The 20157-nt window shown below is 67.9% G+C and carries 19 protein-coding genes; 8 read left to right on the forward strand and 11 right to left on the reverse strand.

All coding sequences use genetic code 11. From position 1 onward, the window contains the following. Positions 1 to 138: 138 nt before the first annotated feature. Together cds1 and QSJ19_RS05930 are read right to left on the reverse strand one after the other, a co-directional pair. On the reverse strand, positions 139 to 1269 hold the full coding sequence (cds1, locus tag QSJ19_RS05925) for an L-cysteine desulfhydrase Cds1 (RefSeq protein ID WP_286318993.1): 1131 nt from the start codon (positions 1267 to 1269) through the stop codon (positions 139 to 141). Between the two features lie 7 nt (positions 1270 to 1276). Then, positions 1277 to 1684, reverse strand: a complete 408-nt coding sequence (locus tag QSJ19_RS05930; protein WP_502876100.1) for a DUF4229 domain-containing protein — start codon at positions 1682 to 1684, stop codon at positions 1277 to 1279. Positions 1685 to 1774: 90 nt separating this feature from the next. Here QSJ19_RS05930 and QSJ19_RS05935 point away from each other — a divergent pair, with 90 nt between their 5' ends. From QSJ19_RS05935 to QSJ19_RS05945, 3 genes are all read left to right on the forward strand, one after another. Beyond that, the gene (locus tag QSJ19_RS05935; RefSeq protein WP_187587297.1) at positions 1775 to 2011 is read left to right on the forward strand and encodes a BldC family transcriptional regulator; all 237 of its coding nucleotides are present in this window, start codon (positions 1775 to 1777) and stop codon (positions 2009 to 2011) included. Between the two features lie 57 nt (positions 2012 to 2068). After that, entirely contained in the window at positions 2069 to 2281 is a 213-nt protein-coding gene (locus tag QSJ19_RS05940) for a hypothetical protein (protein WP_286318994.1), read from the forward strand. Between the two features lie 295 nt (positions 2282 to 2576). Next, on the forward strand, positions 2577 to 3056 hold the full coding sequence (locus QSJ19_RS05945) for a helix-turn-helix domain-containing protein (protein ID WP_286318996.1): 480 nt from the start codon (positions 2577 to 2579) through the stop codon (positions 3054 to 3056). Here QSJ19_RS05945 and ccsB read toward each other — a convergent pair. The 9 genes from ccsB to QSJ19_RS05990 all read right to left on the reverse strand — a co-directional run bounded on the left by ccsB (position 3041) and on the right by QSJ19_RS05990 (position 12876). Beyond that, the gene (gene ccsB, locus QSJ19_RS05950; RefSeq protein ID WP_286318998.1) at positions 3041 to 4057 is read right to left on the reverse strand and encodes a c-type cytochrome biogenesis protein CcsB; all 1017 of its coding nucleotides are present in this window, start codon (positions 4055 to 4057) and stop codon (positions 3041 to 3043) included. The two genes, QSJ19_RS05945 and ccsB, sit on opposite strands and share 16 nt — an antisense overlap. 33 nt (positions 4058 to 4090) lie before the next feature. Further along, positions 4091 to 5794, reverse strand: coding sequence for a cytochrome c biogenesis protein ResB (resB, locus tag QSJ19_RS05955; RefSeq protein WP_286319000.1), 1704 nt, complete (start codon positions 5792 to 5794; stop codon positions 4091 to 4093). After that, a complete protein-coding gene (locus QSJ19_RS05960; protein WP_286319002.1) occupies positions 5791 to 6615 on the reverse strand; it encodes a cytochrome c biogenesis CcdA family protein in 825 nt (274 codons plus the stop codon). The genes resB and QSJ19_RS05960 overlap by 4 nt, the downstream gene beginning before the upstream one ends. An 8-nt stretch (positions 6616 to 6623) precedes the next feature. Next, the gene (locus QSJ19_RS05965) at positions 6624 to 7253 is read right to left on the reverse strand and encodes a TlpA family protein disulfide reductase (protein WP_286319003.1); all 630 of its coding nucleotides are present in this window, start codon (positions 7251 to 7253) and stop codon (positions 6624 to 6626) included. 27 nt (positions 7254 to 7280) lie between these two features. Continuing rightward, positions 7281 to 7889 (reverse strand): histidine phosphatase family protein, encoded by a 609-nt coding sequence (locus tag QSJ19_RS05970; RefSeq protein WP_286319312.1) that lies wholly within the window; start codon positions 7887 to 7889, stop codon positions 7281 to 7283. Positions 7890 to 7906: 17 nt separating this feature from the next. Further along, positions 7907 to 9244, reverse strand: a complete 1338-nt coding sequence (gene hemL / locus QSJ19_RS05975) for a glutamate-1-semialdehyde 2,1-aminomutase (RefSeq protein ID WP_286319005.1) — start codon at positions 9242 to 9244, stop codon at positions 7907 to 7909. Positions 9245 to 9381: 137 nt separating this feature from the next. After that, complete coding sequence (locus tag QSJ19_RS05980) at positions 9382 to 10272, reverse strand: endonuclease domain-containing protein (protein ID WP_286319007.1); 891 nt, start codon at positions 10270 to 10272, stop codon at positions 9382 to 9384. Between the two features lie 196 nt (positions 10273 to 10468). Beyond that, the gene (locus tag QSJ19_RS05985) at positions 10469 to 11368 is read right to left on the reverse strand and encodes an SGNH/GDSL hydrolase family protein (protein WP_286319008.1); all 900 of its coding nucleotides are present in this window, start codon (positions 11366 to 11368) and stop codon (positions 10469 to 10471) included. Then, on the reverse strand, positions 11365 to 12876 hold the full coding sequence (locus tag QSJ19_RS05990; protein WP_286319009.1) for a PucR family transcriptional regulator: 1512 nt from the start codon (positions 12874 to 12876) through the stop codon (positions 11365 to 11367). Before QSJ19_RS05990 ends, QSJ19_RS05985 begins: the two co-directional genes overlap by 4 nt. 145 nt (positions 12877 to 13021) lie before the next feature. On the opposite strand from QSJ19_RS05990, the gene QSJ19_RS05995 reads away from it, so the two are divergent. The 5 genes from QSJ19_RS05995 to QSJ19_RS06015 all read left to right on the forward strand — a co-directional run bounded on the left by QSJ19_RS05995 (position 13022) and on the right by QSJ19_RS06015 (position 20147). After that, entirely contained in the window at positions 13022 to 14431 is a 1410-nt protein-coding gene (locus tag QSJ19_RS05995) for an aminobutyraldehyde dehydrogenase (RefSeq protein ID WP_286319010.1), read from the forward strand. Between the two features lie 25 nt (positions 14432 to 14456). After that, positions 14457 to 15806, forward strand: a complete 1350-nt coding sequence (gene gabT / locus QSJ19_RS06000) for a 4-aminobutyrate--2-oxoglutarate transaminase (protein WP_286319011.1) — start codon at positions 14457 to 14459, stop codon at positions 15804 to 15806. Between the two features lie 100 nt (positions 15807 to 15906). Continuing rightward, on the forward strand, positions 15907 to 17859 hold the full coding sequence (locus tag QSJ19_RS06005) for a primary-amine oxidase (protein WP_286319013.1): 1953 nt from the start codon (positions 15907 to 15909) through the stop codon (positions 17857 to 17859). 50 nt (positions 17860 to 17909) lie between these two features. Further along, a complete protein-coding gene (locus QSJ19_RS06010) occupies positions 17910 to 19379 on the forward strand; it encodes an NAD-dependent succinate-semialdehyde dehydrogenase (RefSeq protein ID WP_286319015.1) in 1470 nt (489 codons plus the stop codon). A 210-nt stretch (positions 19380 to 19589) separates the two neighbouring features. Next, positions 19590 to 20147, forward strand: a complete 558-nt coding sequence (locus QSJ19_RS06015) for a YdcF family protein (protein ID WP_286319017.1) — start codon at positions 19590 to 19592, stop codon at positions 20145 to 20147. Positions 20148 to 20157: the final 10 nt, after the last annotated feature.

Raw genomic sequence — 20157 nt, forward strand, 5'->3', positions numbered from 1 at the left:
GCTTTGACCAGCGGTTCACCCACGACATCGCCCACAGCGAGATGGTAGCCGACGGTGCTGAGGTCACCCTAGGTGGCGGGCCCTTCGTGACGCTCGCGAGCTCGCTCCTCAGGAACCGGGTGACGCTCGCGAGTTCGCTCACCCCGCCGGCGCGGTCCACCGTCCCGTCGCGAAGAACTCGTCGAGTACCGCGGTCGGTTCACTCAGGTCGAATCCCTGCGCGGCGATCCAGTCGTCGTCGAAATAGGTTCCGGTGTAACGGTCCCCGGGATCACACAGCAGGGTGACGACACTGCCGGGGTTGCGCTCGGACGCCATCCCGGAAACCAGTTGCAGTGCGCCCCAGAGATTGGTGCCGGTCGATCCGCCGACCCGTCGTCCGAGCCGCTCACTGATGTAGCGGGCCGTGGCGATCGACGCCTCGTCGGGCACCCCGATCATCTTGTCGATCACCTGGGAGACGAACGACGGCTCGACCCGCGGACGACCGATGCCCTCGATCCGCGACCCGACCTCGGAGGTCAGTGTGCCGTCGGCCGATTCGTAGGCAGGTAGGAAGACCGAGTTCTGCGGATCGACCACCGCCAGCCACGTCGGGTGACGCCGGTACCGCAGGTAGCGACCCAGGGTCGCCGATGTGCCGCCGGTACCCGCGCCGACGACGAGCCAGGTCGGAATCGGGTGCTCCTCCTCGGCCATCTGGGCGAAGATCGACTCGGCGATGTTGTTGTTGCCACGCCAGTCGGTGGCACGCTCGGCCATCGTGAACTGGTCGATGAAGTGTCCGCCGAGCTCGGCCTCGAGGCGCAGCGCCTCTGCGTAGACGTCGCCGGGGCGGTCGACGAAATGGCAACGGCCACCCTGCCGTTCGATGAGGGCGGTCTTCGACGGCGACGTACTCGACGCCATCACGGCGATGAACGGGACACCGATCAGCTGCGCGAAGTAGGCCTCGCTGACCGCCGTCGACCCCGACGACGCCTCGATGACCGTCGTGCCCTCGGTGATCCAGCCGTTGCACAGCGCATACAGGAACAGCGATCGGGCCAGCCGGTGCTTCAGCGAACCGGTCGGGTGGGTGCTCTCGTCCTTGAGATACAGGTCGACACCGGTCTCGCGGCCGTCGACGGTCCAGCGCGACCACGGTGGCAGCGTGACCAGATGCAGGTGCGTATCGGCACTGCGTCGACCGTCCGCCTCGATCAGCCGGACGGCGTTCTCCGACCACGAGCGGTCGGCGCGATGGTCGACGATCCTGGTCGGTTGCATCATCGACTCAGTCCGACTGTCCACGCAGCCGCGACTGCAGGTCGTCGTGCCGCTTCTTGCGGGAGTCGTCGACCGCGGCGATCTGTCGGTTCACGCGAAGCCGTAGCGACTTGAACAGCACCAGACCGAGGGGCAGCGCGATCAGCACACCGAACACGGCCGCCACGAGCAGGGGCACCTCGACCCCGAACAACGCACCCACGCCCATGATGATCGCGGCGACGACGACCACGAGGGCCAGCCGCGCCAGCGTGTACAACGCCACCGACAAGGCGACGCTGCCGACGGTGGGTTCCTTCTCTTCACTCACGGCTATCAGGGTACTGCCGCCCCCGGAGGCGGGGCCGGGACCTGCCGCGGACCCGGAATTCGCCCATTCGGGGCGATCGGGACGCCCGAATTGCGGCCTTTGCACTCTCTTTACCAATTGCTGACCGTTCGAGTACCTGGGTGTTCGGCGTGTATCCATGAACTCGCGCCCCGATTATTCATCGTTGCAGCGGAGATGAGAGGAACTCACGTGACCATCGCCGACACAGTCCACCCGGGCATCATCACCCCCGGCCTCGCGAGTCAGCACACCCTGACCCCCGGCCAGGTGGCCGCCATGTTCAACGTCAACCCGAAGACCGTCGCCCGCTGGGCCAGCTCCGGGCTGCTCGGTTCGATCCGCACCCCCGGCGGCCATCGTCGCTTCCGCGAGTCCGACGTCGTCGAACTGCTGAACCGCCGCACCCACTGACCGGGGTCGCCCCCGCAGCATGGCAACCTCACGTACGCTGGTTTACGGGAGGTTGCCATGACGTTTCTGTTCGCCGTAATCGGCATCGCCGCGATCGGTTTCCTGTTGTGGCGCGCATTCGGCCCCCAGCTCGCGGACTCCGAGAACCGTGACGAGCGGCCGACGCGCCAGCCGTCGGGACCCGTTGGCCCCGACGATGATCCGGACTTCCTGCTCGATCTCGACCGTCGCACCCGCGGGCCCAACGGCGCCGACGGCGAGGACATCTGAGCGGAACTTCGGGCGGGCTGCCCTTCGTGACGCTCGCACGCTCGCTCCCCACGGGACCGGGTGACACTCGCACCTCGTCGCCGGCCCGCATGAAAGTCACGTGAGGGTGGCGGAAAGTGGATTATCCACTTGACGGCCCTCTGAGGTGATCCTGATGCGCGTCCGGCCCTACTCCGGCAGCAGGGCGACCCTACCGAGAGGTAGGGTAATCTCTCTTCATCACCCGGAGCCGTCCTGCGAAGGACGGCCGGCGAAAGGTGTGGGAGATCAACGAATCATGCGGGGATGATCGCCGTTGACAACGGGGGACGGACGCCCTCTGTCGGCGTCGGACGACGACTCCAGTTTCGCGGAGAGGCTGGGATACCTCTTCGAACACTCTCGGGACGAGAACGGGCTCCCGTATACCGGGAAGAAGATCGCGGAACGGGCCAACGGGCTCGGCTACTCGCTGTCGGACGCCTACATCTCGCAGCTGCGCACCGGTAAGGCCCGGACTCCGTCGTTCCGGACGGTCGAGGCGATCGCGCGGGCCTTCGAGGTGAGCGTCACGTACTTCCTGGCCAACCCCGACGAGGATCTCGATCGGGTGCGGCAGCAGCGCGACTACGTGGAGATGCTCGCGACGACCGGGACCCACCTGTCGGGGATCGACGTTCGGGCGATCTGCCCGGACACCATCGACGTCCTCATCGACCTACTGAAGGTGGTCAAGACACAGGCGCTGGACAACAAGTCCGTCGCGCCGCGTGATCCGGATCAGAGTCCCGCGTAGGAGTGCAGCCCGGACACCACCAGGTTGATGATGAACAGGTTGAACAGCAACGCGACGAAACCTGCCACGTTGATCCAGGCGGCCGCGTGGGAGCGCCATCCGGCGGTTGCGCGGGCGTGCAGGTACGCCGCGTAGATCACCCACGCGATGAACGACACCGTCTCCTTGGGATCCCAGCCCCAGAAGCGCCCCCATGCCGACTCGGCCCAGATCGCGCCACAGATCACACCGAGACCGAACAGCGGGAAGCCGAACACGACGCATTTGTAGGCGAGGCGATCGAGGGTGTCCGCCGACGGGATCCGGTCGACGACGCGGCGCACACCGGCGACGAACCCACCACCGACAGCGGCGGTGTCCTCGCTCTCGGGGCGGCCCCAGCGCATCTTCGCCAGATACAGCAGGCTGGCCACGCCGGACACCAGCAGCACACCCGACGAGATCGAGATGATCGACACGTGGATCGCCAGCCAGTACGACTTCAGGGCGGGCACAACCGGCGCGGCCTGGGTGTAGAGCCAGCGGCCGCCGATGAACATCAGCAGCGCGACCGGCAACAGCACGAACGACAGCAACGGGCGATGTTCGGGCTTGCGCAACACCACCAGACCCGCGACGACGCAGGCGGCACAGGTCAGTGAGATGAACTCGTACATGTTGCCCCACGGGGCACGGTCGGTGGCCATGCCGCGCAGGACGATCGAGGCGACGTGGGCGATCAGCCCGACGATGACGACCGGGTAGGCCATGTTGCCGAGACGCTCGCCGAGGCTGCGGCGCGGGGCCCGCCCGACGCGTCCGGGCGCGCGGTCGTCGACGGTGACCGAGGCGCCGCCGGCGGTCACGAGTTGCGACGCCGCCGCCAGCTTCCGGCTGCGGGCGCCGGCGAGCGCCGCGAGGAACAGCACCATCGCCAGCACGTAGATGGTGATGGCGGTGCCGAAGAGAAGATCGGAGTATCGCGCCAGCGTCTCGTCGACGTGTATCGAGCCGGTGTTCATCGCACCCGTCCCTCCAGTTCTCTGCTGCGGTCGCTACAGTCGCCGCCGTCGTGACGGACGCCCTGCATCCGGATCGTTCGGGTCGAGCACCAGGCCGCGGGCCTGCTCCTCGAAGCCTTCGCCCCAGCCCGCCTGATCGGTCCGCGCCAGACCGGCAATTTCTACTACAGTACGTCGTTCGCCCGGGTCACCGGAAACCGATGTCGTCACCGGCACCAGCCGCACCCAGATCCGGCGCCTGCGGATGAGCAACGAGACGAGCAGTCCGCCGAGCATCACGATCGACGACACGAGCACCCAGATCTGCGCCGGATCGTGCGACACCTGCACCGACACCCAGCGGTCGTAGCCGTCGAACCGCACCGAGGTGCCGTCGGGCAGGGCGTGCGTCTGCCCCTGCGCCAGGTTGACCTGGGCGCGCTGCTGCAGACGTCCCTGCTGGATCAGCCCCTGATCCAGCGAGTAGGCGTTCTGGGGTTTACCGGTGTCGAGCCCGGTGTCACCCTCGTAGATGCGGATGGCGACGTACGGATCCTTCGGCTCCGGCGACGACGACAGCAGCAGCGTCCCGTGGAAGGCCGCGGTCGGCGCGAACAGCCCCTCGAGCGCGATCTGATGTGAGCGGCGTTCGTCCTCGTTGGGGTAGAGCCCGGCCGGTGTGTCGAATCGGGCCGCCCCCGAGGACATCATCGTCTGCATGTCGTCCGGGATGAAGAGCACGGTCTGCGACCGCTCCTGCCCGTTCGGGAAGGTGACGGTGAACTTCGGGGCGAACCCGTTGCCGAGGACGTAGACGCGGTCGCCCGCTACGCGCAGCGGCTCGTTCACCCGGATCGTCGCCTGCTTCCACGTCGACGAGTCCGACGACGTCGTGCCCTCGGTGTAGCGCGTCTTCGCGGTGTACATGTCGGGCTGGCCGTTGGGCAGGAAGCTCGCGTCGAACTGATCGACGCGGAAACAGAACGGCGCCAGGTCGGTTCCGTCGACGAGGTTGCCGGCGCGGAAGGAGTCGTAGACCGCGGTCGAGGTGTTGCACAGGCCCTGCTCACCGTCGGCGACCAGGCTACGGGTGCCCTCGTAGCCGTACAGCTTGCCGACGGCGATCGACACGAGCAGCGCCAGCAACGCGAAATGGAAGACCAGGTTGCCGAACTCGCGCAGATACCCCTTCTCCGCGGACACCTCGACCGTGCCCTCGGGAAACGCCTTCGACGACGGGCGAACGGTCGTCGTCCGACGCCAACCGCGCAGATTCGTCGAGATCCGCTCGGCGACCTCGTCGGGTGTGCCGTCGACCTCCTGGCTGACGTGCCTCGGCAGACGACTCAGATTGCGGGGCGCGGCAACAGGTTTGGCGCGCAGGCTGTGGAAGTGTTCGACCATCCGCGGTGTGAGACAACCCACCAGGGAGACGAACAGCAGGACATAGATCGCGGTGAACCAGGTGCTGGAGAAGACGTCGAACAGTTGCAGACGGTCCATCGTCTGACCGATCCAGCCGTGGTCGTCGATGTAGGTGAGCGTCTTCTGCTCGTTCAGCGACCGCTGCGGGAGCAGCGCGCCGGGGATGGCGGCCAGTGCCAGGAGGAACAGCAGGATGAGGGCTGTCCGCATCGAGGTCAGCGAGCGCCACAGATTGCGGGCGGGCCACAGGACGCGACGCACAAACCAGTGCGGACGCGACGGGCCGGGGCCCTGGGCCACATCGGGTTCGGGGGCGACGTCGGTGTCGGTCATACGGGTAACTCCGTGTCGGTGATGAAGGCGTCACGGACCCAGACAATGAACTGATCCCACAGCCCGGTCACCAGGGCGACGCCGACGGCGATGAGCATGATCCCGCCGAAGACCTGGATCGCGCGGGCGTGATCGCGCAGCCAGCCGAGGCTGCGCAGCGCCCACGCCGACGAGAACGCCAGGATGACGAACGGGATGCCGAGACCGGCGCAGTAGGCAACGATCAGCGCGACGCCTTTGGCCGCGGTGGCACCCTCGGTGCCGCTGGCGGTCGCGATGACCGCGGCGAGGGTCGGTCCGAGACACGGCGTCCAGCCCAGCGCGAACACCGCGCCGAGCAGCGGGGCGCCGACGATGTTGGAGACGTTGCGCGGCGCGAACCGGAACTCGTGCTGCATCATCGGCACCAGGCCGATGAACACCAGGCCCATGGCGATGGTGACGACACCGCCGATACGTTGCAGCAGTTCACGATTCACCACGAACGTGCTGGTGATGCCGAGGACCGTCGCGGTGGCCGCGACGAAGACAACGGTGAAGCCGAGGACAAACAGCGCGGCGGCCACGGCGACGCGGGAGCGTCCGCGCTTGGCCGATTCGCCGACGCTGACGGCCGGGGCCTCCGCGCCGACGAGGCCCGCGAGATACGAGAGGTATCCGGGAACCAGCGGGACGACGCAGGGCGACGCGAACGACACGAGTCCGGCGACCACACATGCGGCCAGCGCCAGCAGCAGCGGACCGCTGGACACTGTGGTGGCGAACGTCTCGCCGACGGCCGCCTGCGGGGTGAGGTCGACCATCGCCGTGACGGTGGTCATCGTCGAGGTCATGGCTGCCCCGGGGCCGAGGCGGGTGCCGGGGTCGTGGCGGCAGGCGATTCGGCGGCGACGCGGCGGACCGCGGCGTCGAGTTCCTCGGCGGTGACTGCCTTCAGGAACACCGTGGCGGGCTGGTGCCGGCGATCGAGGATGACGGTTGTCGGAACCACGGCCGTCGGAGTGGTCAACGCCGACAGGGTCATGCCGTCGAAGTCGTAGATGGACGGGAAGCCGACGTTGCGGTCGGCGACGAAATCCTTGGCGGAGTCGCGGTCGTCGCGCAGATTGATGCCGACGAACTCCACGCCGAGATCCTTGGTCTGCTCGTAGACCTGTTCGAGGTCGTCGGCCTCACCGCGGCACGGACCGCACCACGAACCCCAGACGTTCACGACGACGACCTTGTCGCGGAAGCGGTCGTCGGACAGCGACAGCGGTGCGTCGGTGACCAGGTCCGGGCCGGACAGGTCGGCGACCTTCTTGCGGTCGGCGACCGGATAGGTGATGACCGTCTGCCCGCCGGGCGACACGAACTGGAAGGTGTCCCCCTGCGCCACGGCGTCGTCGCCGGTACCGCAGCCGCTGATCACACCGACCAGGGCCGCCAACACCGTCAGCAGCAGAGAAACCTTGCGCACGCTCGTCCTATCGCACCGGGATGATGATCACGCCCCGGTCGCGAGCGGATCCGAGGAGCCCGCCGGCTCGGAGTAGATGATGTCGACGAGGGCATCCCCCTCGTAGATGAGGCTGGTCAGCGAGGCCAGTGAGCACTGCCGACGCCGCGGGTCGTGCCAGAGGCGCTGGCCCTCGAGGAAGCGGCGCAGGGTGTAGACCGGCAACTGATGGCTCACGCAGACCGCCTCGTGCCCGCGGGCCGCGTCGCGCGCCTTGTTGGCCGCGGCCAGCATGCGGTGCGCCAATTGGATGTAGGGCTCGCCCCAGGACGGGGTGAACGGATCGCGCATCTTGGGCCAGTGCCGCGGCTTGCTCAGCGCGCCGTCGCCGACGGAGACCTTGAGTCCCTCGAAGACGTTGTCGGCCTCGATGAGCTCGTCGTCGGTGACGATCGACAGACCGTGGGCGGACGCGATCGGTGTCGCGGTCTCCTGCGCACGCTGCAGCGGTGACGCGAACACCGCCGTGATGTCGTGGTCGGCGAGGGTGTCGGCGACCTTGCGGGCCTGCGCCCGCCCGTTCTCCGACAGACGGAAGCCGGGCAGTCGGCCGTAGAGGATCCCGTCGGGATTGTGCACCTCGCCGTGGCGCATCATGTGGACGATCGTGTTGGTCACCTGGTCTCCCCCGGGTCAGCTCTGTACGCAGATGCGGCGGCGCGGGCAGCGGCCGGCAGTGCATCGGCGATTCGTGAGAAAGCATCCTCGTCCAACGCCGCCGAGACAAACCAGGCCTCGAAGGCACTCGGGGGTGGGTAGACCCCCTGATCGAGCAACGCGTGGAAGAAGGGCGCGAAACGCCAGGTCTCGGTGGCTTTCACGCCCGCATAATCAACGATCGGCGCGGTCTGGTCGGTGAAGAAGACCGACAGCATGTTCCCGGCGCGCTGTACACGGTGGGCGATACCCGCGGTCGTCAGAGCGTCGGTGAGCAGCGCATCGAGACGATCAGCGTTGGCGTCGAGCGCGGCGTAGGCGGCGGCATCGGCGTGACGTAGCGTCGCGAGACCCGCGGCGACGGCGACGGGATTGCCGGACAGTGTGCCCGCCTGATAGACGGGGCCGGTCGGGGCGAGACGTTCCATGACGTCGGCGCGACCGCCGAAGGCCGCCGCCGGCAGCCCGCCACTCATCACCTTGCCGAAGGTGTACAGGTCCGCACCCACACCCTCGAGTCCGTACCAACCGGATGGGCTCACCCGGAAACCGGTCATGACCTCGTCGATGATGAACAGCGCGCCGTGCCGGCGGGTGAGTTCGCGCAGGCCGGCATTGAATCCGTCCCGCGGTGCGACGGCACCCATGTTGCCGGCCGCAGCCTCGGTGATGACCGCGGCGATGTCGTCGCCGAATTCCTCGAAGGTCTTCGCGACGGCCGCGAGGTCGTTGTACGGCAGGACGAGGGTGTCGTGGGCGGAGGCGCCGGTGACGCCCGGAGAGGTCGGGAGGCCCAGTGTTGCGACGCCGGAACCGGCGTCGGCGAGCAGGGCGTCGACGTGACCGTGGTAGCAGCCGGCGAACTTGATGATCTTGGAGCGGCCGGTGAATCCGCGGGCCAGGCGGATCGCCGACATGGTGGCCTCGGTGCCCGAGTTGACCAGCCGGACGAGTTCGACGGGGTCCACGCGGTCGATGATCTCCTCGGCGAGGGCGATCTCGGCCTCGGTGGGCGCGCCGAACGACAGACCGTCGACGGCTGCCTTCTGCACCGCCTCGACCACGGCCGGATGTGCATGTCCGAGGATCATCGGTCCCCAGGAACAGACGAGGTCGACGTAGTCGTTGCCGTCCGCGTCGATGAGGCGGTTGCCCTTGGCCGACGCGATGAAGCGGGGATCGCCGCCGACCGCGGAGAACGCGCGGACCGGGGAATTGACCCCTCCGGGAATCGCCTGTGCAGCGCGGCGGAACAGCGCCGCGGACGTCGGGGCGGCATCAGCGGAACGGGTCACGGGCTCCAGTGTTCCAAACGCCGTCGACGTGGCCAAAATCGTTCAGGCTGCTCTCAGGCTGCGACCTGCGGGTTCTGCCGCCGATTCAGCTGCAGCAAGAGAGTGATGTCACGTCAACTGTTGTCGCCGTCGCCCGCTCAGGCTGCTGTCGGATCGGCCTTCTTCCGGCGCCGGCGGCGCCTGCCGGTCGGCAGCTTCTTCAGATGTTCGCGTCGGCGGACCAGGTCACGCACGGTGTTCTCGGCCTGGTCCCAGTCGTTGACCACCCGCTGGTAACTCAAGCGCAAGGTCACGTACCCGAGACGTGCGGCCTCCTCATCGCGTCGTCGATCCTTCTCGCGCTGCTCGGGCGTCCGGTCGTGGAACTCTTTGCTGTCCACCTCGATGATCAGGCGAGTGCCTACCAACAGGTCGACACGTCCGACTCCCTTGATCTTCACCTGAGCGCGTACCTTGATCCCGGCGAGCTGTAGGCGAAGCCGAACCATCGTCTCCGTACCGGACTCGGCCTTCGAGTCGCACCGCGCGAGCAGGCGTCGGATTCGTCGCGGCGCAGATGCCATCAGCTGTTCGAGGTCACACATCTCGAGCAGTTCCTTGTGGAGTAGTGAATCGCAGATCACGACGATGCCTTCGTCGTCGAGACACTTCAGTGCGTGGCGGAACGCCGTCCGAACGTCGTCGACAGCCGACACCTCCGGCTCCGGAGCGCCGTAACACTTGCAGAAGCGTCTCCCCCGACCACCGCGATGAGCCGACTCGCGGCCACGCACATGAACCTTCTTCGTATGGACCGGGACCCACACCCCGTGGAGCTTGAGCGCGGAGAGGCAGCTCAGCACTCCGCCGGCCGTGACCGCCTCGAGGACAGTGGCATCCGCGGAGGTGAATGCGTACCAACCACGCCGGATCCTGCGTATCGTCTTGTCCGCCAGTCCCCGCCTGGCCTCGGCGAGCGTCACCCCTTGTGACGACATCTCGGCCCAGGACAGCACCCCGTACGGATTCTCGATCTCGAGCAAGGTCATGGCACAAAGGATGTCGCCTGAGCGAGGTGCACTACCGCCTGCCGACAACTCGGACGCAGATCTGTGGAGAGATTTCTGCCTGTGGACAGAACAAGCCATATACAGCTGCAGCCCTGGACGTCAGGGGCCACAATAGTTGTCGCCCGTGACCTCCAGGGCTGCTCTCGGATCGGGCTAGCGGCGGGCTAGCGGCGGGCTAGCGGAGCACCGCGGCGATCTGGTCGGCGATCGCCTGCTGGCCGAGCTCGTTGGGATGGACCGGCGCCGCGCCGTTCGCGCCGGTCTGCGGTTCGACCCAGCGCTGCCCGACCGGCGCGCACGCGTCATGGCCCTGCGACACCGACGACATGTCGACATAGGTGACACCGGTGACCTGGGCGGCCCGGCGGATCGCATCGTTCAGCTCGGCCTGCAGGTCGTGCAGGTACGGCACGTCGCCGGTCGCGACCCGCACCGTCGGATAGCAGCCGGTCCGCTCGGGCAGAATCCACGGATAACCGACGGCGACGACCCGGGCGTCCGGGGCCTTCGCCCGCACGGCCGAGAGTGCCCGTCGCAGAGCCGGATACGTGCGGTCACGGATGATGTCGACGTACTCGTCGCCGTATGCGTCCCGACAGGGGGATCCGGTCGGATCCGTCGCCGCGACATCCGAGCACGTGCCGATGGCCCGCGTGTACACGCTGCTGTCGTTGCCGCCGATCATGACCGTCACGACGTCGGTGTCGGCCGACACGGCATCGATCTGCGGTGGGACACCGTCGTATTGGGCGTCGAAGAAGTCGGAGGTGTCCGCGCCGCCGCAACTGACGTCATCGAGCCGGTAGGTCTCGCGGGCGGCGAGCACGTGCGCGAAGTTGCGCGATGACCGCATGCACAGGAAGTAGGAGTCCTCGACGAGCGGCTGCACGCCGACGGCGGCGCTGAAACTGTCCCCCAGGTTCGCGAGGGTTCTCGTGTCGTCGGGCCGGGCGGAACCCGACGTCGCGGAAGCCGATGTCGCCGAACCCGATTGATCCGAGGTCGAGGACGCACACCCGGCGGTCGCCATCACGACGGCCACGACCGCCGCGCACACCATGCGGACGGCCCTCATGCGCCGGCGCCCAACATCATCAGCAGCAGCTCGGCGCGCGTCCGGGCATCCGACAGATCCACCTCGAGCATGTCCTCGATTCGTTCGATCCGGTGCCGCAGGGTATGCCGGTGTACGCCTTGCGCGGCAGCGGCCACACCCCAGTTGCCGTTGGCCTCGAGGTAGGCGAGCAGGCTCTCCCGTAGGGCGGTGCCGTGGTCGGCATCGTGGTCGAGCACCGGCCGGAGCCGTTGGTCGAAGGCGTCGTTGAGCGCGCGGCGCACCGGGTCGATCGCCAGCAGTGACCGGCTGCCGTGCAGGTCGACCATCTGTCCGACGGCGGCCGACCGGCAGGCCAACCGGGCCTGCCGCACCGACTCGCCGACATCCCGTGCGAGGGTCACCGACCCGATGCCCCCCGACACCGGCGCGGTCGCATTCAACATGGTCAGCAGCCCGGCGGCGAGGTCGGTGCGGTCGTCACCGCGAAGCACCGCGATGACGTCGGGGCCGTCGCGGTGCACGAACACCGGACGCCAGCGATGTTCCAGTTCGTCGACGAGGCGCCTGCGGCCGTGGGTGGCGGCGTCGGCATCGGTGAAGGCGAACGCGACCGCGCGGACGCGTCCCGACGGATCGGCGGCCCGACCGAGGATCCGGCGCAGTCCGGGCCCGACCGTGCTCGAGCCGGCGGGGTCCATGGCCAGTGCGAGCACATCGTCGTGGACGTCGGCGACGTCGCGCGACACCTGACGCGGTGCGGCGTGCTCGATGGCGAGCAGGGAGATGGCGTGCCCGAGCAGCATGCGCTCGACGTCATCGAGCGCGATCGGTCCGACGACACCGAGATGCCCATAGGTGCGGCCGCCCGATCCGATCCGCGCGACCGTGATCGTCGCGGTGCCCGTGACACGGACGGCCCCGGCCGACGCCGGGTCGCGCATCACGAGGTCGCGGATCCGGTTGAGATCGGCGGTGGCGATGGTGCGGGGAGCCGTGGCGACCACGGCCAGACCGGTGTCGAGGAGGACCACATCATGACTCACCGCGTCGGCGAGTTCACGGACGAGAGCCGCCGATCCGCCCGACGCGGCGGCCCGGGTCATCCGCGGCTGCGCCTTGGTGGCCGACACGAGTCGAGCCGAACGCTGTGCGGCAATTTGGTCGAGCACCGTTCGCGTGATCGCCGAGAACGGGACCGGCAGCGGCACCTCGAACAGTGGCAGCCCGAGGTCGTCGGCGACCTCCGACATCTCCGGCGGCACCGCGTCGAACCCGAAACCGACGCCGAATCCGACCGCCGCGACACCGACCTCGTCGAGGTGGCGGAGGTAGTCGCGGCGCAGGTCGGGGTCGTCGGCGAGTCGCATGCCGGTGGTCAGCAGGACCTCCCCGCCGGACAGCCACTCGCCCGCGTTCACCAGCTCCGACGACACCGCACAGTCCAGCTGTCGGCCGAGGCCCGCGGCACCCCCGCGCAGGGCGAGCTCCAGCCGGCGCTGGGCCATCAACCACCGCACGGTCGTCACACCGCCACCCTACCCATCCATGGACATAGTGGAGCGATCTACGAAAGTGCTTGTACAGATTGGCAGGCCACGTCCGGGCGTCCGGAGGCGAACACTGGGGTCTGAACCGACAATCCACCACCGCACCATCGCGAGGGCCAGCACCATGTCCGACAGCACCATGTCCGTCTTGCAGAACTACATCAACGGCGAGTTCGTCTCATCCACCTCCACCGAGACCATCGACATCGTCAATCCGGTCGACGAATCCGTGGTCGCCGTGTCACCGGTCTCCACCGCCGCCGACGTCGACTCCGCCATGGCGGCGGCCGCCGGTGCGTTCCCCGCGTGGAGTCAGAGGGCCCCGTCGGAGCGCCAGAAGGCGTTGCTGAAGTTCGCCGACGCGATCGAGGCCGCATCGGACGAGCTGGTGGCGGCGCAGGCCCGCAACACCGGACAGCCCGAGGACCAGATCGCCGACGAGGAGGTCACCGTCGGCGCGGATCAGGTGCGCTTCTTCGCCGGCGCGGCACGCATGCTCGAGGGCAAGTCCGCGGGCGAGTACATGACCGGCCACACCTCGTTCGTCCGCCGCGAGCCGGTCGGTGTGATCGGGCAGGTGACCCCGTGGAACTACCCGCTGATGATGGCGATCTGGAAGATCGCCCCGGCCATCGCCGCCGGCAACACGGTGGTGCTCAAGCCGTCGGACACCACGCCGGAGTCGACGCTCGCGCTCGCCGCGGCGAGCAAGGACATCCTGCCGCCGGGTGTGCTCAACGTCGTTCTCGGCAACGGTGAGACCGGCGCCGCCGTCGTCGGGCATCCCACACCGCGGATGGTCTCGATCACCGGGTCGGTGCGGGCCGGCATCGCGGTGGCCGTATCGGCGGCACAGAACCTCAAGACCGCGCACCTCGAACTCGGCGGCAAGGCCCCGGCCGTGGTGTTCGCCGACGCCGACCTCGACAAGACCGTCGAACCGCTTGCGGCCGCGGCGTTCTTCAACGCCGGGCAGGACTGCACGGCCGTCACCCGTGTCCTCGTGCACGACTCCATCCACGACAGGGTCGTCGACCTGCTCGTCGAGGAGGCGGAGAAGGCGACCGTCCCACCGCTCAACAACGTCAACCACTTCGGCAAGGTGTCGTCGATCCTGGACAACATCCCGCCGCACGCGACCGTCGCCGCCGGCGGCAAACGCAAGGGCGACAAGGGCTTCTTCATCGAGCCGACCGTCATCACCGGTGTCCGCCAGGACGACAAGCTGGTGCAGGAGGAGACGTTCGGACCGGTCATCACGGTGCAGCCGTTCTCCGACGAGAAGCAGGCGATCGAGATGTCGAACGACGTCGCCTACGGCCTGGCGTCGAGTGTCTGGACCTCGGATCACTCGACCGCGATGCGGATGTCGGCCGCGCTCGACTTCGGGTGCGTCTGGATCAACTGCCACATCCCACTGGTCGCCGAGATGCCGCACGGCGGGTTCAAGCACTCCGGGCACGGAAAAGACCTGTCGCTGTATGGCATCGAGGACTACACCCGGGTCAAGCACGTCATGAGCAACATCGAGTAGCGAGTCCGATCGAAGTGAGGCGACGATGACCACCACCCACCGGCTACCGCAGAAGCGTCACCTGGTCACCGAGCTGCCCGGGCCGCGCTCGTCCGAGCTGACCGAACGCCGCAGATCCGCGGTCGCGGCCGGGTTGGGGTCGGCGGTACCCGTCTACGCCGTCGACGCCGACGGCGGGATCATCGTCGACGTCGACGGCAACTCGCTCATCGACCTCGGCTCGGGCATCGCGGTCACCACCGTCGGGGCGAGCAATCCGGCGGTCGCCGACGCTGTTGCCGAGCAGGCGCATCATTTCACCCACACGTGCTTCATGGTCACGCCGTACGAGGGGTACGTGGCCGTCGCGGAGAAACTCAACGAGCTCACGCCCGGCGATCACGAGAAGCGGTCGGCGCTGTTCAACTCGGGTGCCGAGGCCGTCGAGAACGCGGTGAAGATCGCGCGCCTGGCCACCGGACGTACCGCGGTCGTCGCATTCGACCACGCCTATCACGGACGCACCAACCTGACCATGGCGCTCACTGCGAAATCGATTCCGTACAAGCACAATTTCGGTCCGTTCGCCCCTGAGGTCTACCGGATGCCGATGAGTTATCCGTACCGTGATCCCCTCGGCACCGACGGTGTGGCCGCAGCGCAGCGGGCGATCGGCATGATCGACAAGCAGCTGTCGGCCGACAGCGTCGCGGCGGTGATCGTCGAGCCCATCCAGGGTGAGGGCGGATTCGTCGTCCCCGCACCGGGTTTCCTGCCCACCATGGCGCAGTGGTGCCGCGAGAACGGCGTCGTGTTCGTCGCCGACGAGGTACAGAGCGGGTTCTGCCGAACGGGCGACTGGTTCGCCTGCGACCATGAGGGCGTCATCCCCGATCTGGTCACGATGGCCAAGGGCATCGCGGGTGGGATGCCGCTGGCCGCGGTCACCGGCCATGCCGACCTCATGGATGCGGTTCATCCGGGTGGTCTGGGCGGTACCTACGGCGGGAACCCGGTGGCCTGCGCCGCGGCGCTCGCCGCGATCGAGGCGATGCAGACGCTCGATCTCGCCGGCCGCGCTCGCGAGATCGGCGAGATCGTCACGGCCTCGCTGTCGTCGACGGCGGAGTCGCTGGCGGCATCCGGACGTGACGTGATCGGCGAGATCCGCGGCCGCGGGGCGATGATCGCCGTCGAACTGGTGAAGCCCGGCACCACCGAACCCGACCCCGAGCTGGCCAAGGCCGCTGCCGCCCATACGATCTCCCAGGGGGTCGTCGTGCTGACCTGCGGCACCTACGGCAACATCCTGCGCCTGCTGCCGCCGCTGGTCATCGGCGACGACCTGCTCCGGGAGGCGCTCGCCATCCTGGGTGAAGCGCTCGCCGCCGGCTGACGCCCACGCCAGACGGCCACCCGCCACCCTTGCCCGACCAGTCCTGCCCGCCCGCACACCCGTCGACCTCCCGCCCGCCAACCCGTGAGGAGTTCCACCGATGACCGACACCGCGATCGCAGCCACAGATTTCGCGCATCCCCTCGACCCACTCGGTACCGACGAGTTCCGGGCGGTCACCGCGATCCTGGCCCGGGAGCACGGCGTCGGCGACGGCTGGCGCATTGCGTCGATCGAACTGGCGGAACCGGGCAAGGTCGAACTGGCCGCGTACGCCGCGGACGGGACGGCCCCGGCACGACGGGCGATCGTGATCTGCCTCGACTCCGGCGAGAACGCCACCTACAAGTCGTTCGTGTCGCTGTCCGACGACCGGGTCGAGACGTTCGACCACATCCCGGGTGCGCAGGCGAACTTCACCGTCGACGAGTTCGAGGAGTGCGACCGCGTCCTGCGGGCCCACCCGGATGTGCAGGCGGCGTTGGCCGCACGCGGGATCACCGACCTGGACAAGGTCTTCATGGACACCTGGACCTACGGCGGGGCCGTCATCCCGAAGCAGTTCGAGGGTCGTCGGCTGGGATGGTCGGACACCTGGGTGAAGAATGCGGACGGCTCCAACCCCTACGCGAACCCGGTGGCCGGACTGCATTGCGTGATCGATGTCAACACGATGGAGTTGCTGCGGATCGAGGACAGCGGCGGATTCGAGCAGCCCGAGGTGATGGGCGAGTACGTGCCGCGGCACATCCCGCAGCGCATCCGCGACGAGTTCCGTCGGCCTCCGCTGAAGCCACTGGAGATCACCCAGCCCGAGGGGCCGTCGTTCACACTCGAGGGCAACAAGCTGACCTGGCAGAACTGGTCGGTGCGGGTGGGCTTCAACTATCGAGAGGGCATGACACTGCATGCCATCACCTACACCGATGCCGGACGCGAACGTAGTGTCGCCCACCGGCTCTCGTTCGCCGAGATGGTCGTCCCCTACCGTGATCACTGCGAGGACCACTACCGCCGTACGGCGTTCGACATCGGCGAGTGGGGGCTGGGTTTCATGACCACCTCACTGGAACTCGGCTGTGACTGCCTCGGCGAGATCCGCTACCTCGATGCGGTCCTGCACGACAGTGCGGGCGAACCGTTCACCATCACCAACGCCATCTGCATCCACGAGGAGGACAACGCCGTCCTGTGGAAGCACGTCGACCACGACGCAGGTGCCGAGGTACGACGGATGCGCCGTCTCACGGTGAGTTCCCATGTCACCGTGGCCAACTACGAGTACCTCGTGTACTGGCGGTTCTACCAGGACGGCAACATCGAATGCGAGGTGCGCGCCACCGGCATCATGGTCACCACCCCGATGCCGCCGGGCGTGACGTCGAATCCGCACGGCACCACCATCGACAACCGCACGTACGCACCGTTCCACCAGCACTTCCTGGTGGCGCGCCTCGACCTCGACATCGACGGCACCGACAACACCGTGTTCGCATCGGAGACGATCGCCGAGCCGATGGGTCCGGGCAATCCGCTGGGATTGTCACTGGTGCAACAGAACACCGAGCTGCACACCGAGTCCGAGGGCAGACAGGACCCGGATTTCGCGACGCAACGCACGTGGAAGGTCGCGAACACCAACGTGACCACCGCACTCGGCCATCACCCCGCCTACAAACTGGTGCCGACCGGCGCGTTTCCCGCGATGTTCGATCCCGCCTCACCGATCTTCCGGCGCGCCACGGTCATCGGGCACACCCTGTGGGTCACCCCGAACAACGCCGACGAGCGCTGGCCGGCAGGCGAGTTCGTCAACCAGTCCGATCACGACACCGGCCTCGGTGAGTGGACCAAGGCCGACCGGTCCATCTCGAACACCGACGTCGTGCTCTGGTACACCTTCGGCATCCATCACATCACCCGCCCGGAGGACTGGCCGGTGATGCCCGTGGACACGGTCTCCTTCTGGCTCAAGCCCTTCGGGTTCTTCGATCGCAACCCGGCGCTCGACGTCGAACCCTCCCCCGGCGCACACGGCTGTCATCACGACTGACGCCGCGCCGTCCACACCCACACCCGAAACACGAAAAGGTGAGAACCCGCATGACCACGCAGGAGAAGCTCGACCCCCAGACCGTCCTCGACCGCGTCCCGACCGGGCTGTGGATCGACGGCGAATCCGTTCCGGCTGAGTCCGGGGCCACGTTCGAGGTCCTCGATCCGGCGACCGAAGAACCGCTGGTGTCGGTGGCCGACGCCGGCGTCGAAGACGCCCAGCGCGCGTTGGACAAGGCGGTCGCCGTCGCCGAGGACTGGGCCGCGACGGCACCCCGCGAGCGCGGTGAGATCCTGCGCGGTGCTTTCGAACTGCTGACCGATCGCGCCGACGACCTCGCGCTCCTGATGACCCTCGAACTCGGTCGCGCCCTGCCCGACAGCATGGCCGAGACGAAATACGGAACCGAGTTCCTGCGCTGGTTCTCCGAGGAGGCGGTCCGGATCAGCGGCCGGTTCACGCATGCCCCCGCCGGCACCGGGCGGGTGCTGGTGTCGCATGCACCGGTGGGTCCATGTCTGGCCATCACACCGTGGAACTTCCCGCTCGCCATGGGAACCCGCAAGATCGGCCCGGCACTGGCCGCGGGCAACGTGATGCTGGTCAAGCCGGCGCACGAGACGCCGCTGACGATGCTCGCCCTCGCCGAGATCTTCGCCGAGGCGGGACTGCCGGCAGGCGTGCTGACGGTGTTGCCGACGACGGCGTCCGGCGAGGTGTCGACGGCGATCATCACCGATGACCGCATCCGGAAGATCAGCTTCACCGGCTCGACCCCGGTGGGACGAACCCTGATGGGCCAGGCCGCCGAACGCGTCCAGCGGACGTCGATGGAACTCGGCGGCAACGCCCCGTTCCTGGTGTTCGACGACGCCGACGTCGACGCCGCCGTCGAGGGTGCCTTCGCCGCGAAGATGCGCAACGGCGGTGAGGCGTGCACCGCCGCGAACCGCTTCCTCGTGCAGTCCGGTGTCGCCGAGGAGTTCACCACCAAGCTGACCGAGAAGATGTCGGCGGTCCGGCTCGGGGCCGGCCATGAGTCCGGCGTCACCCTGGGGCCGCTGGTCAGTGCCAAGCAGCGCGACAAAGTCGCCGAACTCGTCGACAGCGCCATCGCCGACGGAGCGCGGGTCCGCCTGGGCGGCAAGGTTCCCGAGGGCAAGGGCTACTTCTATCCGGCGACGGTGTTGGATCAGGTCGATCCGTACGCGGCGATCACCCGTGAGGAGATCTTCGGGCCGGTCGCGGTGATCAGCACCTTCGACTCGGAGGCCGACGCGATCAAGGCCGCGAACTCCACCGAGTACGGTCTCGCGTCGTACTTCTTCAGCAAGGATCTCGACCGCTGCATGCGCGTCGCGTCCGGGCTCGACTCCGGCATGGTCGGCGTCAACCGGGGCGTGATCTCCGACGTCGCAGCGCCGTTCGGTGGCGTCAAACAGTCCGGCATCGGCCGCGAAGGCGGCAGCGAGGGCATCGACGAGTACCTGTCGATCAAGTACGTGGCGCTGACCTGAGGGCGCGGCGGGACCCTTCGTGACGGACCTCCGCAGGCTCCGGTCCTCCTCAGGGATCACAACAGACAGATCACCCGACCCCTGAGGAGCGAGCGTGCGAGCGTCTCGAAGGGGCGACTCCGACATTCGGGACGGTCGTACCTGAACGCAACCTGAGCATGTCGGCCCCGAGACCGGCGACGGCGCAATTCATTCCGTACACTCGCCCCCATGCGTATTCGGGTTGCAGCACTGGTGATCGCGCTCCTGACCGCACTGAGTGTGGCGGTCGCGGCGCCGGCACGCGCCGACACGGGAAGCCTGGGCGCCGGCAGCGCCGACCTGCTGTCGCCGAACAGCTTGTTCCTGTGGCAGAGCCCGCCGCAGCGCTACATCGTCGTGCTGGGCGCCAAGATGGGGACGTTCGGTCAGACGCCACAGATCCTCCAGCGCCGCCTCGACGTCGGTGCACACCTGGCGAAGACCCACCCCTTCAACCGCATGATCGTGTCCGGCGGCAACACCTGGTGGCTGCCGGTGTCGGAGGCGCAGTTCATGAATGTCGGTCTGATCCGGCGCGGTGTGCCGATGTGGCAGATGGTCAACGAGGGTGCCTCGACCAACACCGTGCAGAACGCGAGCAACACCGTCGCGATGCTGAAGGCGATGGGCGCGAGCGGTGCGCTGATCGTCACCAACGGCTTCCACATGCCGCGGGCGATGAAGGACTTCCGTGACGCGGCCGGCAAACAGCACGCCCGTCTCACCTTCCAGGCGGCGTACGCCTGATCGCCAACCG

Origin of the sequence: Gordonia sp. ABSL11-1, assembly GCF_030315685.1 — a bacterium.
In the GTDB taxonomy this organism is placed as follows: Bacteria; Actinomycetota; Actinomycetes; order Mycobacteriales; family Mycobacteriaceae; genus Gordonia.

What these genes read in the sequence shown, in the direction of transcription:
- cds1 (WP_286318993.1), bottom strand. Translation starts at nt 1,269, where the DNA reads ATGCAACCGACCAGGATCGTCGACCATCGCGCCGACCGCTCGTGGTCG.
- QSJ19_RS05935 (WP_187587297.1), top strand. Translation starts at nt 1,775, where the DNA reads ATGAGAGGAACTCACGTGACCATCGCCGACACAGTCCACCCGGGCATC.
- QSJ19_RS05940 (WP_286318994.1), top strand. Translation starts at nt 2,069, where the DNA reads ATGACGTTTCTGTTCGCCGTAATCGGCATCGCCGCGATCGGTTTCCTG.
- ccsB (WP_286318998.1), bottom strand. Translation starts at nt 4,057, where the DNA reads ATGAACACCGGCTCGATACACGTCGACGAGACGCTGGCGCGATACTCC.
- resB (WP_286319000.1), bottom strand. Translation starts at nt 5,794, where the DNA reads ATGACCGACACCGACGTCGCCCCCGAACCCGATGTGGCCCAGGGCCCC.
- QSJ19_RS05960 (WP_286319002.1), bottom strand. Translation starts at nt 6,615, where the DNA reads ATGACCACCGTCACGGCGATGGTCGACCTCACCCCGCAGGCGGCCGTC.
- QSJ19_RS05970 (WP_286319312.1), bottom strand. Translation starts at nt 7,889, where the DNA reads ATGATGCGCCACGGCGAGGTGCACAATCCCGACGGGATCCTCTACGGC.
- QSJ19_RS05980 (WP_286319007.1), bottom strand. Translation starts at nt 10,272, where the DNA reads ATGACCTTGCTCGAGATCGAGAATCCGTACGGGGTGCTGTCCTGGGCC.
- QSJ19_RS05985 (WP_286319008.1), bottom strand. Translation starts at nt 11,368, where the DNA reads ATGAGGGCCGTCCGCATGGTGTGCGCGGCGGTCGTGGCCGTCGTGATG.
- QSJ19_RS05995 (WP_286319010.1), top strand. Translation starts at nt 13,022, where the DNA reads ATGTCCGACAGCACCATGTCCGTCTTGCAGAACTACATCAACGGCGAG.
- gabT (WP_286319011.1), top strand. Translation starts at nt 14,457, where the DNA reads ATGACCACCACCCACCGGCTACCGCAGAAGCGTCACCTGGTCACCGAG.
- QSJ19_RS06005 (WP_286319013.1), top strand. Translation starts at nt 15,907, where the DNA reads ATGACCGACACCGCGATCGCAGCCACAGATTTCGCGCATCCCCTCGAC.
- QSJ19_RS06010 (WP_286319015.1), top strand. Translation starts at nt 17,910, where the DNA reads ATGACCACGCAGGAGAAGCTCGACCCCCAGACCGTCCTCGACCGCGTC.
- QSJ19_RS06015 (WP_286319017.1), top strand. Translation starts at nt 19,590, where the DNA reads ATGCGTATTCGGGTTGCAGCACTGGTGATCGCGCTCCTGACCGCACTG.